At 69.6% G+C, this 16,587-nt stretch carries 5 protein-coding genes; 4 read left to right on the top strand and 1 reads right to left on the bottom strand.

Features of this window, described 5'->3' with window-relative positions; genetic code table 11:
- Nucleotides 1-371: 371 nt before the first annotated feature.
- The 3 genes from QM788_RS12595 to QM788_RS12605 are packed head-to-tail and all read left to right on the top strand — an operon-like array spanning nucleotide 372 to nucleotide 14,597.
- Entirely contained in the window at nucleotides 372-10,151 is a 9,780-nt protein-coding gene (locus QM788_RS12595; RefSeq protein ID WP_415661822.1) for an SdrD B-like domain-containing protein, read from the top strand.
- On the top strand, nucleotides 10,148-13,528 hold the full coding sequence (locus tag QM788_RS12600) for a hypothetical protein (protein ID WP_415661823.1): 3,381 nt from the start codon (nucleotides 10,148-10,150) through the stop codon (nucleotides 13,526-13,528). The genes QM788_RS12595 and QM788_RS12600 overlap by 4 nt, the downstream gene beginning before the upstream one ends.
- A 10-nt stretch (nucleotides 13,529-13,538) precedes the next feature.
- A complete protein-coding gene (locus QM788_RS12605; protein WP_415661824.1) occupies nucleotides 13,539-14,597 on the top strand; it encodes an OmpA family protein in 1,059 nt (352 codons plus the stop codon).
- A 24-nt stretch (nucleotides 14,598-14,621) separates the two neighbouring features.
- Here QM788_RS12605 and QM788_RS12610 read toward each other — a convergent pair whose 3' ends face one another.
- On the bottom strand, nucleotides 14,622-15,521 hold the full coding sequence (locus tag QM788_RS12610; RefSeq protein ID WP_415661825.1) for a YicC/YloC family endoribonuclease: 900 nt from the start codon (nucleotides 15,519-15,521) through the stop codon (nucleotides 14,622-14,624).
- 47 nt (nucleotides 15,522-15,568) lie between these two features.
- On the opposite strand from QM788_RS12610, the gene QM788_RS12615 reads away from it, so the two are divergent.
- A complete protein-coding gene (locus QM788_RS12615; RefSeq protein WP_415661826.1) occupies nucleotides 15,569-16,537 on the top strand; it encodes a serine/threonine protein kinase in 969 nt (322 codons plus the stop codon).
- Nucleotides 16,538-16,587: the final 50 nt, after the last annotated feature.

The raw sequence follows: 16,587 nt of genomic DNA on the forward strand, positions 1-16,587 counted from the left end.
GGTCCAGGACGGGACCGGTCCGTCCCCTGCATCGCCAGTGATCCAAACAAGTACCGGAAATCGGACTTGTTCCAGGCCTTTGGGCGCGGAAGCTCTTCTATCGTCAGCAGGTCTTTCGAGGTGGACACGATCCCGTCGAAACGGGCGCATGGGGCGCGGTGAGCCAGCAGGGAACCGCCGGGCTCCGGCGCTGGCCCGGCGGGCCGGCCCGTGGGCCGTCAAGGTGTGCGGCCGACCGGAGGGCGGGGCGCATTTCACTGTTTCAGAGCGTTGGGGGGAGTGTCTTGCACCAATCGGATGACCAGGCGGGGCGCCTGCAGGCCCCACGTGGGTGGGGTGGCTGCCGCCTTGCCGTCCGGCTGTCCGGACTGTTGGCCGCCCTGGTGCTGGCCGCGCCCGCCGCGCAGGCCGGCATCGGCCTGACCAACCTGGTCTACCCGGCCGACATCGGCGTCAACCAGGTGGTGGATGTCGATGTGCCCTGGGCGTTCGTGGACAACGGCCAGACGGACACCTTCACCGTGCAGATTCCCGCCGCGCTGGAAGTGCAGGCCGCGACCCTGCCCAGCGGCTGCACGCTCGGCGGCGGCGTGTTGACGTGCGCGGTGGTCGTGCCGCCCGCCAATGGCACGCTCCGCTTCCAGCTCAAGGGCCTGAGCACGGCGTCCTTCAACATCGTCAGCCAGGGCACGGGCAACGCCAATCCGATCATGCAGTCCGGCAATGTGCGCAATGCCGGCAACCTGCAGGTGAACAAGGAAAAGTTCTCCCCGGCGGGTGACCCGCTCGCCGGCGAGGCCCTCGTTTTCCGCCTCTACCCCAAGGTCGATCCGGGCGGCATGAACGTGCCCGCCGGCGGCACCGTCACCGTCACCGATGAGCTGCCGGCCGGCTTCACGCTGACCGAGAACCCCAGCGGCACCAATGCCAGCTGCAGCGCCGCCGCCAACGCCAATGCCTCGCGCGTGGTGAGCTGTATCTACACCAACATCACCGCCGCGACCCTCAATACCCGCTTCATCACGGTGCAGGGGACGGCGTCCGCCGCCGGCACCCTCGTCAACAAGGCCCGGATCGAGGCCAGCGGGGCCTACATCGACCTGAACCTGTCCGACAACAGCGACGAGGTGACGGTGACGGTGCTGCCGGGCAGCGACCTGCAGGCCTGGGGGAGCTTCCCGAGCATCCCCGTGGCCGGCAACAGCACCCAGACGCTGCAGATCCAGGCCCGCAACGGCGGGCCCTTGGCCGTGCCGGCGGGCGGGTCGATCGAGACCGTCATTCCGGCGGACATGGCCGTGGGCAGCCTGCCTGCCGGTTGCACCTCGTCCGTGGTCAGCGGCATCTCCTTCGCGCAGCCCGCGTCGATGGCCGGGCCGTACAGCGGCACGCGGGTCAGCTGCCCGGCGGGGGCCATGGGGCTGCCGGGGCCGGGCAATCCCAACCACGGCACGCTGCACGCGATTTCCTTGACCCTGCCCAACCTCAACCGAACGGGGCATTTCCCCGTCCGCGTGGTCGGTCCGGGCGGTCACAACGAGTCCAATCCGTCCAACGACGCCGTGCCGGTGAGTTACGAGCTCAAGGAGTCGGCGGCGGATCTTCAGCTGAGCAAGACCGTCGTGGAAGCCTCGCCCTGGGTGGCCGGGCAGAACATCACCACGAGGATCGATATCGCCAACTACGGCCCCGAGGACGCCACCTGGGGGCCGGGCAACGAACTGGTGGTGGTGGACTGGATCGACCCGCGCGCCATTGCCGACGGTGCCGGCGCGCCGGGGCTCGGGCAGCCGGTCGTGCTGTCCGGCAACGGCTGGACGTGCAGCGCGACGCACGGGCAGACCCCGCCCGCCGGTGTGGCGGCCCAGCTGACCAGCCGGATCCTCTGCGAGAACGACGGCTCGACCGCCGGCGGCAGTGGCCGCGCCCAGTGGGGCAATTCGATGGCCTTCCACGCCTCCGGCGGCACCTGGCGCAGGCTCGAATTCCGGACCACCGTGGCTGGCGACGACGCCATTGGCAACGACCCCGTCACGCTGACCAACTACGCCTGCACCGGCAGCACCGCGCTGAACATGCTCGGCCGCACCGATGCGCAGGGGCCGCGGCCCAAGGATCCGACACCGGGGCCGGGCGATCCGAACGAATACCGCGACTGCGTCTCGGTTTCCGGCACCGGCGTGGTCGGGGGCCAGGCGCTGGTGCGCGTGCAGAAGCAGGCCTCCACCGATGGCGGCGCCAGCTGGCATACCGCGGGCGACCGGCCGGTGCTGGCTGGCGACCAGGAGGAAATCAAGTGGCGGGTGCTCATCTCCACGCCGTCCAACGCGCAGAACGGCGCCCAGCAGGTCATTCCTTCGCTGGTGCTGAGCGAGCGCTTCCTCGGCATGATCCGCTACTCCGGCTGGGGCACTCCGCCCAATCCCAATCCCGGTGGCGCGGCCTATTACCTCACCCCGCTCATCGCCTACGCATGGGAGGGGTTGGGCAGCGCGACCTTGTCCGGTGGCGGCGGGTATTGCAACCCGGCCGGCGGCACGTTCGTTGGAACGAACGGCACCAACGGCGCAAACACCGCCAATGGCAACGCGAGTTTTGGCGACGTTGCCAAGGAATGCACCCTCAGCAACCTGCCGCCCAATGCGACCGTGGCGGTGACCTTCACGCTCAGGCGCCCGTTCGCCATCGCCAATGGCGAAGACGTCACCATCCCCAACACCGCCTCGATCAATTCGACCGAAGCCAAGCTGGGCAACTGGACCGGCACCGGCAAGGAGGTGGTGCCGGGCAATGCGCCGTTCTCTGCCCAGGCGGGCGTGGTGGTCAAGCCGCGCGTCAACGTCGCGCTCACCAAGACGGTGGAAACCGCGCGGATGCCGGCCGGGGGCAGCAGCGGCAACCCGGTGGCCTCGCTCAACGAGATCGTCACCTACACGCTGACCGCGACCAACCAGGGCCCCAACCCCATCGTTGCCGGCAAGCTGACCCTCACCGACCAGATCAACACCGGCGCGGCCAGCCTGCCCGGCAATGCCTCGTTCGAGATCCTCGGCGTCGAGGGCGGGGGCAATATGAATTGCTCGGCCAGCAACCTGGCCAGCGGCGCCATCTCCTGCACCAACAGCGCGCAGCTTGCCATCGGTGTGCATCTGACCGGCACGAACAAGGCCGTGGTGACGATTCGCGCCCGGGTGAAGAAGCCCGATGCCGGCGTGGCCATTCCGCCCAGCCTGAACGACATGCTCTACACCAACGTGACCAACACGGCCACGGCCACGGTGGGCGGCGGCCTGTGCGAGTGGCGCGCGAAGGAGCACAACGGCTATTGGGCCGTCAACACCGGCCCCGGTGGCCCGGTCTCCAGCAGCTGCGGCGACAGCGTTGCCCTGGCCGACAACACCGCCAGCGCCAAGCTGGACGTCACCCGCCCGGCGTTCGACCTGTTCCAGGGCAAGACCCAGGTGTACCCGGCCGGCAAGAGCAACTTCTCGGCCGGCGACGACCTGCGCTACCGCTTCACCATCCGCAATGCCGGCCCGTCGCGCGCCGAGGTCATCACGATGACCGACATCCTGACCGTGCCCGCGGGCTTCACCCTGGCGCTCAACGGCGTGGCGCAGAACATCAACGGCGTGCCGGCCGCCACCGGCTACACCCTGGCCAGCAAGGTGCCGGCCTGCACCCAGGCGCAGCCCAGCGCCAACGTGGTGTGCACCTTCGACCAGCTCGAAGCCAAGCAGGAGCTGAACTTCGAGCTGGCCCTCACCCCCGGCGGTGAAAGCGCCTACACGGTGGAGTTCAGCAACGCCGTTCACGTCTGCGCCGACGAAACCGAAAGCTATGAAGTCAACGGTCGCTGCAGCAGCGACCCGGCGCTGGCCAAGGACAACATCGCCTCGGTGGCCGACTTCCTGTTCCCGCGCACCGACCTCGAAGTGGTGAGCAAGACGGCGGACGCGAACGGGCCGGTCGACATCGGCCAGACCCTGCCGTACCGGATCGTGTTGCGCAACAACGGCGCCTCGGTGACCCACTGGATGCGGGTGGTCGATGCCCTGCCTGCCGGTTTCGAGTGGGTGAGCACCCCCGTGCCGAGCGTGGGCGAGGCCAGTGGCGGGGCCACGCTGAGCGCGGCAGGCGGCAAGCTGGCCGTGGCGGGCAGCTTGCCGACGCCGGACGCGGACAACGTCTGCTACGTCTCCAACGGCGTGACCAGCGTCGTCAACATGAGTCAGCGCCAGGAGATCACCTGCCACGTGGACGGCTACTTTCCGGTGGGCGGCCAGTACACCCTGGTCCTGCACGCCCGGCCCAGGTCGGGCGTGTTCACCGGCCCGTACCTGACCGCCATCGACAACCGGGCCAGCGTGGAGCCGGGGCGAGGCACTTCGAACGTGGAGCGCGCCCCGGACGGCCAATCCGGCAACAACGGCAAGGATGGCCCGGTGCAGGTGCGCAACGCCACCGTGGGCGGCCGCGTGTTCCTGGACGTCAACAACAACGGCGATGCGGATGCCGGCGATACCGGGATCGGCAGCGTCACCCTGCGCGTCACGGGCACTGATGCCTACGGCAGCCCGGTGGACATGAGCACCACCAGCGGCACAAACGGCGACTACCAGTTCAGCCATCTGCCGCCGTCCGACGCGGCCGGCTACACCATCACCCAGGACCAGGCCACGGTACTGCCTGCCAGCCTGAACAACGGCCTGCCGCAGCCGAACACCCCGCGCGCCCACCGCAACGGCAGCAGCGCGGGCGTGGCCCCGGCCGCGGGCGGCTACACGGCGAGGAACACCGCGACCACCAGCGTCATCGGCGGCATCGTGGTGAGCCGCGATGGCAGCGGGGTCCAGTTCGATTTCCCTGAACTGAACCTGCTGAGCCTGTCCGGCTACGTGTTTGCCGACATCATCGACAACGACGTTTACGTTGCAGGCAGCGGCGACGCCCCCATTGCCGGCGCCACGGTGGAATTGCTAGAGCTTCAGGGCGGCAACTATGTGCAGGTGGCCACCACCCTGACCGATGGCGAGGGCTTCTACGAATTCAGCGCGCTGCCCACCGGCCGGACCTTTGCCGTGCGCCAGCCGCTGCCCGGGGGCCATGTCAACAAGCCCGGCGCGAGCCGGCCGGGCACCGTGGGCGGCAGCCACTGCAGCGCCTGCACGGTGGGTGCCGGCACGGCGGGCGACGCGGCCACCACCGACCGCATCGGCAACATCGTGCTGACCGGCAACGGCCGCCAGTTCAATTTCGGCGAGGCGGCCTTGAACGGCAGCATCGGCGGCAGGGTGTGGCTGGATCTGGACAACGACGGTGTCGTCGATGCCGGTGAAACCGGCCTGTCCGGCGTGGCTATCCATCTCACCGGCACCGACACCGACGGCAACGCGATCAGCCGGGACACCAGCACCGACACCGACGGCAACTACGGTTTCAGCAACCTGCCGCCGGGCACCTACACCGTGACCGAGCCGGATCAGCCGGCCAACACCTTGAACGGCCAGACCGTGCCAGGCCAGGTCGTCGGGGGCACCGCCTCCGGCACGGCGACGGGTGCGGGCACCGTGCCTTCGGCCATCGGCGGCATCGCGCTGGGCAGCGGCCGGCATGCGGTGCAGAACAACTTCGCCGAGCTGCCGCCGGGGAGCATCGCCGGGCGTGTCTACCAAGACAGCGACGACGACGGCACCGTGGACAGTGGCGAGGCCGGCATCGCCAACGTCGTGATCGAGCTGACCGGCACCGACGACCTCGCCCAGCCGGTGAGCCTGAGCACGACCACCGGGGCCGACGGCCGCTACCGCTTCGACGGCCTGCGCCCGGGCAGCTACACGGTGACCGAGCCGAACCAGCCGCCGCAGACGGACAACGGCATCACCACGCCGGGCCGCATCGGCGGCACCCTGGTGGGCACGGCCACGGGAACGGCCACCACGCCCTCGGCCATCGGCGGCATCGTGCTGCCGGTGGGCGCCGAGTCGGTCGACAACGACTTCGGTGAGATGCCGGTCGGCGGCTCCCTGTCCGGCCGCGTCTGGCTGGACCGGGACGACAGCGGCCTCGCCGATGCGGGCGAGACCGGCATTGCCGGCGTGCAGCTCACCCTGACCCGCACCAGCGGCCCGGGTTTCCCGCCGGTCACGGTGACCACCGATGCCGACGGCAACTACGGCTTCAACGGCCTGCCGCCGGGCACCTACACCGTGACCGAGCCGAACCAGCCGCCGGCCACCTTCAACGGCCACACCGTCGCCGGCAGCCTGGGCGGCACGGCCACGGGCAAGGGCACGGTGCCGTCGGCCATCGCAGGCGTCGTGCTGGGCGCGAACCAGCATTCGACCGGCAACGGCTTCGGCGAAATCCCGATGGACAGCAGCGCCATCTCCGGCCGCGTCTGGCTGGACCTGGACAACGACGGCGTGATCGACGCCGGAGAGGCCGGCCTGGCCGGCGTGACCGTGCGCCTGACCGGCACGGACATCCTCAACAACCCGGTCCTGCTGGAGGTGCCGACCGATGCGCAGGGCGCGTATGCGTTCACCGGCCTGGTGCCGGGCAGCTATGCGCTGACCGAGCCGCTGCAGCCGCCGCACACCCTCGATGGCCGGACCGTGGCGGGCAGCATCGGCGGCGCGGCGATGGGGGCCGGATCGCCGGTGGGCAGCCTGCCCTCGGCCATCACCCAGATCGTGCTGAGCCACCTCCAGCACGCCGTCGGCAACAACTTCGGCGAGCTCCCGCCGGGCGGGATCTCCGGCCGGGTCTACAAGGACGCCAACGACGACGGCGTGGCCGATGGCGGCGAGGGTGGCATCGCCAACGTCGTGATCGAACTGACCGGCACCGACGACCTCGGCCAGCCGGTGAGCCTCAGCGTCACCAGCGGTGCCGACGGCCACTACGGCTTCAGCGGCCTGCGCCCGGGCCACTACACGGTGACCGAGCCGAACCAGCCGCCGGCCACCTTGAACGGCCACACCACCGCCGGCAGCCTGGGCGGCACGGCCACGGGCAAAGGCACGGTGCCGTCGGCCATCGCGGGCATCGTGCTGGGTGCGAACCAGCATTCGACGGGCAACAGCTTCGGCGAAATTCCGATGAACAGCAGCGCCATCTCCGGCCGCGTCTGGCTGGACCTGGACAACGACGGCGTGATCGACGCGGAGGAGGCCGGCCTGGCCGGCGTGACCGTGCAGCTGACCGGCACGGACATCCTCAACAACCCCGTCTCGCTGGAGGTGCAGACCGACGCGCAGGGCGCGTATGCGTTCACCGGGCTGCTGCCGGGCCGCTATGCGGTGACCGAGCCGCTGCAGCCGCCGCGCACCCTCGATGGCCGGACCGTGGCGGGCAGCATCGGCGGCGCGGCGATGGGCACCGGATCGCCGGCGGGCAGCCTGCCCTCGGCCGTCACCGCCGTCGTGCTGAGCCACGACCAGCACGCCATCGGCAACAACTTCGGCGAGCTCCCGCCGGGTGGGATCTCCGGCCGGGTCTACAACGACGCCAACGACAACGGCGTGGCCGACGGCGGCGAGGGCGGCATCGCCAATGTCGTGGTCGAACTGACCGGCACCGACGACCTCGGCCGGCCGGTGAGCCTGAGCACGGCCACCGGCGCCGATGGCCGCTACCGCTTCGAGGGCCTGCGCCCGGGCCGCTACACCGTGACCGAGCCGGCGCAGCCGCCGGAGACGCTCAACGGCATCACCACGCCGGGCACCGTCGATGGCGTTGCGGTTGGCGTGGCGACGGACAAGGCCACCTCGCCATCCGCGATCAGCCAGATCGAGCTGCCGCCGGGCGGCCTGTCGATCGACAACGACTTCGGCGAAGCCGGCGACTCGCCGGACCTGCGGGTCGGCATCTCTTCCGGCACGGCCAGGTTCACCGTCAACAACCTGGCCACCTACGTGATTCGCGTGCGCAATGGCGGCCATCAGCCGACCCGCGGCGAATACCTGGTGCAGGACCGCCTGCCGGCCGGCCTGACGCTGGCGGCGGTCCCGGCCGGCCCGCACTGGGCCTGCACAGGCGAGGCGGGCGATACCCGTTTCGAGTGCCGCAGCGCGCAGGTCATCGATGCCGGCGCGACCTCGGCCTCGGACATCACCGTGATGGTGAACGTCTCGGCGGCCGCGGCGGAGGCCGGCACCGTGAACGACGCGGCGCTGGTCGAGGGCGGCGGCGAGAGCCCGTTCCGCCGCCCGACGGGGCAGGAGCGCGCCGCGTTCGAGGGCCGCGTGGAGGACCTGCCGGTGTGCGACGCCGCCATCCTCCACAACGCCTGCCGCGTGCCCAACGAGGTGCAGCTGTCGGCGTCGGTCGGCGGCACCGTGTGGTTCGACCGGGGCGGCGAGAACGCCCGGCTGGACGGCGGCGACGAGCGCCTGCAGCGCTGGAGCGTCGAACTGGTGGACCCGCAGACCCGGGCCGTGGTCCGGAGCACCGCCACCGGGGCCGACGGCAGCTACCGCTTTGCCGACGTGGTGCCGGGCGTGCCGTGGCGCCTGCAGTTCCGCGACCCGGGTTCGGGCGTGTTGTGGGGGTCGCCGGTGAACAGCGAAACCGCCAGCGGCACCGGCGTGCCCTGCGATACGGACGCGGCCATCGCCAACGGCGGCACCAGCGCCTGTCGCGTCAGCGAGAACGGCGTCGTCCAGCTCCAGGTGGTGCTCAAGCCGGGTGGGCATCTGCCGCAGCAGAGCCTGCCGGTCGATCCGTCGGGCGTGGTCTACGACGCCAGCACCCGCGACCCGGTGCCGGGCGCCATCGTGACCCTGGAGCCGGTGGGCGCGTGCCAGGGCTATGACCCACTGAAGGCGGTGATCAATGCCGGTGCCGGCGGCTATGCCGTCCGCGGCACGGCGATCTCGATGACGACCGGCAGCGATGGCTACTACCAGTTCCTGTTCGGTCCGGGCGCGCCGGCGCGCTGCGAGTTCCGCCTGACGGTGACGCCGCCGGCCGGCCACGTATTCGTGTCGCGGGTGATCCCGCCGCAGGGCGACTCGCTGTCCCCGACGGGCCCGATGGGCAGCAACCACCTGGTGCAGCCGCAGCCCGATGCACCGACCGGACCGGTGGGCACGGCCACGCAGTACTGGCTGACGCTGTTCTCCGGCTCGGGATCGGTGGGCATCATCCACAACCACATCCCGCTGGATGCGTCGGTGGCGCCGGGCCTCGTCATCACCAAGACCGGCGACCGCCGGATCGCGGAGATCGGCGACACCGTGCAGTACACGATCACGGTGCGCCACACCGCCGGCAGCCCGCTGCGGACGGTCGATCTCGTCGACACCCTGCCGCGCGGCTTCACCTACATCGAAGGCAGCGCGCGCTCCGGCGGCGCGGCGCTGGCCGAGCCCCGGGGCCGCCCGGGCCCGCGGCTGGGCTTCGACCTGGGGCCGCTGGGCACGGGCCAGCAGATCGTGCTGACCTACCGCGTTCGCGTGGGGGTCGGGGCGCAGCAGGGGGACGGCGTCAACCGTGCCCAGGCACACGGCTGCTCCATGGCTGGCGGCTGTGTCGATCCGGCCGGCCTGACGCCGTTGCCGGGCTCGGTGGCTTCCAACCGCGCCGAGTACCGCGTGCGCGTGACGGGCGGCGTGTTCACCGAGGAAGCCTGCGTGCTGGGCAAGGTGTTCGTGGACTGCAACCTCAACCACGTGCAGGACGAGGAAGAACTGGGCATCCCTGGCGTGCGCCTGTATTTCTCCAACGGCAGCTGGGTGGTCTCCGATTCGGAGGGCAAGTACAGCTACTGCGGCCTGACGCCGCAGAGCCACACGCTGAAGGTGGATGGCTCCACGCTGCCGAAGGGTTCGCGCATGACCACCAGCAGCAACCGCAACCTGGGCGATGCCGACAGCCTGTTCCTGGATCTCAAGAACGGCGAACTGCATCGTGCCGACTTCGTCGAGGGCAGTTGCTCCAATCCGGTAATGGAGCAGGTCAAGGCCCGCCGTACCCAAGGCGAGGTGCGTGCGCCGGAGAGCGAGGCCAGGCGGCCGCAACTGCGTTTCGAAAGCAAGCCGCTCCGCGCGCCGCAGCAGGCCACGGACTCGGCCAGCCAGAGACCGATCGTGGCGCCAAGGCCCAGACAGCCAGAAACCGCCGCTTCGCAGGAGGTGCAGCCATGAGCCGCCGCACCTGCCTGCGCCCGGCCCCGCGCTGGAGCCTGTTGGCCTGTGCCCTGGCGGCGACGCTGCCGGTCATGGCCCAGAGCGTCGACACCCGCACCCGTTTCACCTCGGTGCTGGGCGATGCCGACACCCTGTATCCGCGTTCGCTGGCCGGTACCGGCGCTGCTGCGCAAGTGCTTGCGGCCCGTTCCGGGCAGGCCGATGACAGCGCCAACGGCGCCGTCGACCATGTCCGCGTGGAGGTGGACCGCGACGGCGTGCCGGCCGACGGCCAGACCCCGGTACACGTGCGTGTGCAATTGCTTGGCGTGGACGGCAAGCCGCTGGCTGGCAAGGCTTACCTCACCGTCGAGCACAGCGGAGGCCGCATCCGCCTGTCAGGCGCGCCCACCGATGAGTTCGGACCGGGCGCGGCCGATGCCGACAAGGTGATGCCGGGCATCCAGGTGGCGGTGGAAAACGGCGTGGCCGAGTTCGACCTGCTGGCGCCGCACGAACCGCAGGACGTGCGACTGCGCGTGACGGCTGGCGGCCAGACGGCCGAGGGCGTGGTCGGCTTCCTGCCGGAAATGCGGGAGATGCTGGCCACCGGGCTGATCGAGGGCATCGTCAACTTCCGCCGCAGCGGCAATGCCAAGCTGATCTCCCCGGTCGATCACCACGACGCTTTCGACCGCGACATCCGCCGATGGGAAAAGCAGTTCAACAACGGCAAAGCCAATGCCGCCGCGCGCACCGCGTTCTTCGTCAAGGGCCAGATCAAGGGCGAATACCTGCTGACCGCCGCCTATGACTCCGACAAGGAGGTGCGCGGACGGCTGCTGCGCGACATCCGCCCGGAAGAGTTCTACCCGGTGTATGGCGACTCGTCGCTGCGCGGCTTCGATGCGCGTTCGGCTGAGCGGCTGTACGTGCGCATCGACAAGCAGCGCAGCTACCTGTTGTACGGTGACTTCCAGACGGGCGACGGCCTGGCCACGGCCACCGGCTCCGGCGGCAGCGGCCCGATCCCGCAACGCGCCCTGAGCGCCTACAACCGCACGGCCACCGGCCTGGGCTGGCACTTCGAGAGCGAGCGGGTGCGCGCCAACGTGTTCGCCATCAGGGATTCGCTGCGGCAGATCATCGAGGAGTTCCGCAGCCAGGGCAGCGGCCCATATGCGCTGCGCAACAACGCGGTGCTGGAGGGCAGCGAGCGGGTGGAAGTGATCGTGCGAGACCGCAACCAGCCCAGCCGCATCGTCTCGGTGCGGCCGCTGGCGCGGTTGGTGGACTACAGCTTCGAGCCGTTCTCCGGCCGCATTTTGCTGAACCAGTTCATGCCGTCCTTCGACAGCGACTTGAACCCGGTATCGCTGCGCATCACCTATGAACTGGACCAGCAGGGCGAGAAATTCTGGGTGCTCGGCGCCGATGGCCAGTTCAAGCTGACCGACAAGCTGGAGGTGGGCGCGTCGGTGGTGGAGGACCGCAACCCGTTCGCGGAATTCAAGATGGCCAGCGTCAATACCGGCTATCGCTTCGGCCCTCGCACCGCGCTGGTCGCCGAGTTCGCCCGCACCCGCAGCGAGGTCAACACCAACTCGCTCAACCAGGTCGGCTCGCAGGGTTTGCGGAACATGGCGGGCGAAGTGGAAGGCGATGCATGGCGCGTCGAATTCGCCCATGACGGCGACAAGTTCGACGCGCGCCTGTTCGCGGCCCGCACGGATCCGGAGTTCAACAATCCGGCTTCGCCGCTTGATGGCGGCCGTGGCGAATACAGCGCCCGCGCGAGCTATGCGGTCAACCCGCGGCTGGAGCTGTACGCCGAGGGCTTGCGCAGCGAAGACCGCAACCCCGATGGAGGCCGGCGCGATGCCGGCAGTGCTGGCGTGCGCGTGGGCGCCACCGAGCGGCTGACCCTGGACTTCGGCCTGCGCAGCATCCGCGAAACCGTCGGCGTGACCTCGCCGTGGGCTATGGGATCTCCGTTCGGGCAACTGGGCGGCCTGACCGGCGGCTTCGCCACCGGTATGGGGGGCGGTGCGCTGGGCTACGGGCAGCAGGCGCTGGATCCGGCCACGGGCCTGATGGTCATCAACGGCTCGGCTTCGGACAGCGTCATCACCAGCGACCTGCCGGCAGGGACCAGGTTGGCGTCGGACAGCGCCCGCATCGGCCTTGGCTACCGCTTCAGCGACCGATTCAGTGGGGGCGCAGAGTACGAGCAGAGTATTGGCGGCGAGGCGCGTCACCGCGTCGCGGCCGGCGTCGACTACCAGGTGTTCGAGCGCAGCCGCCTGTACGGCCGCTACGAGAAGCAGACCGGCCTGACCAGCGCGTATGGCATCACGACCACCGACCGCGAGGCCGATGCGCTGGTGTTCGGCGTGGACAGCAGCTACGTCCGCGACACCCAGGTGTTCAGCGAATACCGGCTGCGCGACGCCATCAGCGGCCGCGACGTGCAGGCCGCTTCGGGCATCCGCAACAACTGGGACATTCGTGAGGGCGTGCGCCTGAGCAGCTCGGCGGAGCGGGTCAACGTGATGGCTGGCAACACCGGCGACAGCATCGGCTTGGCGCTGGCGCTGGACTACAGCGTCAATCCGCTGTGGCGTGGGGCGGCGCGGGTGGAGCACCGCATCTCCGAGGATGTGCCGCGCACCGAGGCCAGCGAGGCGTTCGACACCACGCTGCTGCAGTTCATGGTGGCACGCAAGCTCGACCGCGACTGGACCCTGCTGGGCCGGAACTACCTGCTGGCGACTGACTACAAGGCGCGCGGCGACGTCCTGCAGAACCGCTTTCAGCTGGGCCTGGCCTACCGCGACACCGACCGCAACCAGGTCAACGCGCTGATGCGCTACGAGTACAAGCTCGAACGCGACGAAAGCGGCCTGACCCTGTTGAACGGCCAGGTGGTCAACGGCAGCAGCCAGGACGTACGCACCCGCGCCCACATCGTCTCCACCCATGCCGACTGGCATCCGTCGCGGCCGTGGTGGCTGACCGGGAGCATTGCCGTCAAGTGGCAGCGTGACCAGTTCGCCCATGGCGACGGCAGCCGCGTCAACAGCGGCTTCCGAGCGATGCTGCTTTCCGGCCGCATCGTCTACGACGTCAGCGAGCAGTGGGACGTCGGCGTGCTGGGTTCCGCTTTCCGGGGCCAGTCCGGCGCCAACCAGTACGCCTACGGTGTGGAACTGGGCCGCCTGCTGCGGCAGAACCTGTGGCTGTCCGCCGGCTACAACTGGAGCGGCTTCAGCGGTGACCGCGACCTCGACGGCTACGAGTACACCCAGCAGGGCTTCTTCCTGCGCCTGCGCTTCAAGTTCGACGAAAACCTTTTCCGCCGGGACCCGGTGCGCGATCGCCACCAGGCTGGCTGAGGACGACCCCATGCATCTACGGACAACGCGTTCCAACCTGACCCATACGCTGCTGGCGGCTGCCGCTCTGGTGGTCATGACCGGCACCGCCGCAGCCCAGCAGACCCGGCTGGTGCCGCAGGAGCAGCGCATCACCGACGAGGCGATCCATGCCGACCTGCAGGGTTATGAAGCCATGCAAGGCCGGATCAAGGCGCTGAACGGCGCCGGCCGGCCGGTGCGTGACTACCCCCTGTCCAAGGCGCAGTGCTGGCTGGACGTGTCCTTCCACGAATACACCCGCAACGACCGCAGTGCCTTCCCGCAGGAGGCCCTGACCGAGTCGGAAAAGCTGATCGTTGGCATGGAGAGCGGCGTCTCGCCGCTTCCCACCGACACGGCCCTGGTCAATCAAGCCAAGTACCTGCGTGCCGATCTGTGGCAGCGACTGAAGGCGATCCATGGGACTGCGGGCTTCGCCTGTGCCGCGCAGAAGGTGGCCTGCGGCGAGGTCGAACTGGTACACGCCGGCAACGAGTTCAACCAGCAGCAGTGGCGGCATTCCAGGCCGTATATCGAGATCGCGGAGGATCTCGTCAACGATGCCGAGGCGCTGGCGCGCCAGTGCCATGGAGCTACGGCCACGCCTGCGGCACCGGCCGCGCCGGCCGGTCCGGCCACGCCTGTGGTGGTAGCCGCGCCGGCCGGGCCCCTGATTGCCAATGTGCTGTTCGAGTTCGACCGTGACCAGTACGGTGACATCCGGTCTTACTCGCTGCAAAGCGTGAACCGTGCGCTGGCGGCCATCGAGGCCGAGAACCTGAGCCTGGCCGGCGTGGCACTCGTGGGCCATGCCGACCGTCTCCAGGGCCGCAGCCCCGACCACAACCAGCGCCTGTCGCAGCGCCGGGCGCAGACCGTGCGCGACCTGCTGGTCAGCCGTGGCATCGACCCGGACAAGATCCGCTACGAGTACCGTGGTGACACGCAGCAGGTGCAGCAGTGCGACGATGTCAAGCCGCGTGCGGCGTTGCTGGAATGCCTGCTGCCGAACCGCCGTGTCGAAGTGCGGTTCGAGCTGGGACGCTAGCCACGACGGCCAGCCCGCGGCCGCTCACTCGATGTTCTGCACCTGCTCCCGCATCTGCTCGATCGCGACCTTCATCTCGACCGAGACGTTCGTCAGCTCCAGCGCGGCGGACTTGGAGCCCAGCGTGTTGGCCTCGCGGTGCAGTTCCTGGATCAGGAAGTCCAGCCGCTTGCCCAACTCGCCGCCCCTCTTCAGCAGGCGGGTCAGCTCGTCCAGGTGGGCGCGCAGCCGGGCGAGCTCCTCGGCCACGTCGATGCGGATGGCGAAGGCCGCCGCCTCGTTCAGCGCCCGTTCCTGCAGGGCTTCCGGCGGGACGCTGGACTGGGCGCCCGTGGCGGCCAGCGCCTCCTGCCAGCGCTCCAGGAAGCGCTGCTGCTGGCGCGCGACCACGGCGGGCAGCAGCGGCTCGGCCTCGTCGGCCAGTTCGCGCAGGCGCTGGATGCGCTCCATCAGGATGGCGACCAGCTTCTCGCCCTCGCGCTCGCGGGACTCGGCGAGGCCGGCGACGCAGGCCCGCGCGGCGTCGAGCGTGGCCGCATCCAGCGGCATCGCCGCGCCGCCGCCGCTCTTGCACCAGTTCAGCGCCTCGTGGACCGACAGCGGCGCGGCCTGCGGCAGCCAGGCGCGCACCTTGGCCTCCAGGTTGGCCAGGCGGTTGAGCTGCTCGGGCTGGGGCTGCGGCCAGCCGCCGTCGGCCTCGCGCTGGGTGTTGATGCGCAGCTCGATCTTGCCGCGCTTGAAGCGCGCCGCCACCAGCTCGCGCAGCTGTGGCTCCAGCCCGCGCAGCTCTTCCGGCATGCGCAGGGACAGGTCCAGGAAGCGGCCGTTGACCGAGCGCAGCTCGACGCTGACCGCCGCCTGCGTGGCGGTGTTGCCGTCTTCGGCTTTAGGGGGCTGCGCCGTGGAATTGGCGTACCCGGTCATGCTGTAGACTGGCATTTCGCATCTCGCAATACAGACAAAACGCGATTATGTCCAAGCCGAAGCCGGCGCCGTTGCCCGCAGGCACGGTGGTTGGGGGCTACCAGATCATCAAGCGGCTGGCGTCAGGCGGTTTCGGGGTGGTGTACCTGGCCGAAGACCCCGACCATCATCTGGTGGCGCTGAAGGAATACCTGCCCTCGTCACTGGCCGAACGCTCGCCGGGCGAGCTCACGCCGCGCGTCAAGCCCGAGAAGCAGCCGCTGTACCGCCTGGGCCTGAAGAGCTTCTTCGAGGAAGGTCGCTCGCTGGCGCAGATCTCGCACCCCAGCGTCGTGTCGGTGCTGAACTTCCTGCGCGAGAACGAGACCGTCTACATGGTCATGAACTACCTGCAGGGCGACACCCTGCAGGACTTCATCGTCACCGCGCGCGACATGAAGCGCGACAAGGTGTTCCGCGAGTCCACCATCCGCAGCCTGTTCGACGAGATCCTGCGCGGCCTGCGCATCGTCCACCAGCACAAGATGCTGCACCTGGACATCAAGCCGGCCAACATCTTCATCACCAACGACAACAAGGCGGTGCTGCTGGACTTCGGCGCCGCGCGCGAGGTGCTGAGCAAGGAGGGCAACTTCATCCGCCCGATGTACACACCGGGCTTCGCCGCGCCGGAGATGTACCGCCGCGACGGCTCGCTGGGCCCGTGGACCGACATCTACGCCATCGGTGCCTGCATCTACGCCTGCATGCAGGGCTACCCGCCCAACGACGCGCCGCAGCGGCTGGAGAAGGACCGGCTCGGCCTGAGCCTGTCGCGCCTGCGCAATGTCTATTCCGACAACCTCATCGAGGTGACCGAGTGGTGCATGTCGCTGGACCCGCTGTCGCGCCCGCAGAGCGTGTTCGCGCTGCAGAAGGAACTGGCCCGCGAGACGGAGCGGCGCTACACCAAGCTGTCCTTCAGCGAGCGCCTGAAGCTGCAGCTGGAGAACCTGAAGTCCGGGGCGAAGGCATGAGCGCCGCGCCGGGCCGCCCGAAGCAAGCCCGCGCCGGCTTGGCGAAGAAC

Origin of the sequence: Roseateles sp., assembly GCF_047654785.1 — a bacterium.
Classification (GTDB): domain Bacteria; phylum Pseudomonadota; class Gammaproteobacteria; order Burkholderiales; family Burkholderiaceae_C; genus Pelomonas.

Bases quoted from the DNA above. Each gene is read 5' to 3' on its own strand.
- QM788_RS12600 (WP_415661823.1), top strand. From the start codon at position 10,148: ATGAGCCGCCGCACCTGCCTGCGCCCGGCCCCGCGCTGGAGCCTGTTG.
- QM788_RS12615 (WP_415661826.1), top strand. From the start codon at position 15,569: ATGTCCAAGCCGAAGCCGGCGCCGTTGCCCGCAGGCACGGTGGTTGGG.
- QM788_RS12605 (WP_415661824.1), top strand. From the start codon at position 13,539: ATGCATCTACGGACAACGCGTTCCAACCTGACCCATACGCTGCTGGCG.
- QM788_RS12610 (WP_415661825.1), bottom strand. From the start codon at position 15,521: ATGACCGGGTACGCCAATTCCACGGCGCAGCCCCCTAAAGCCGAAGAC.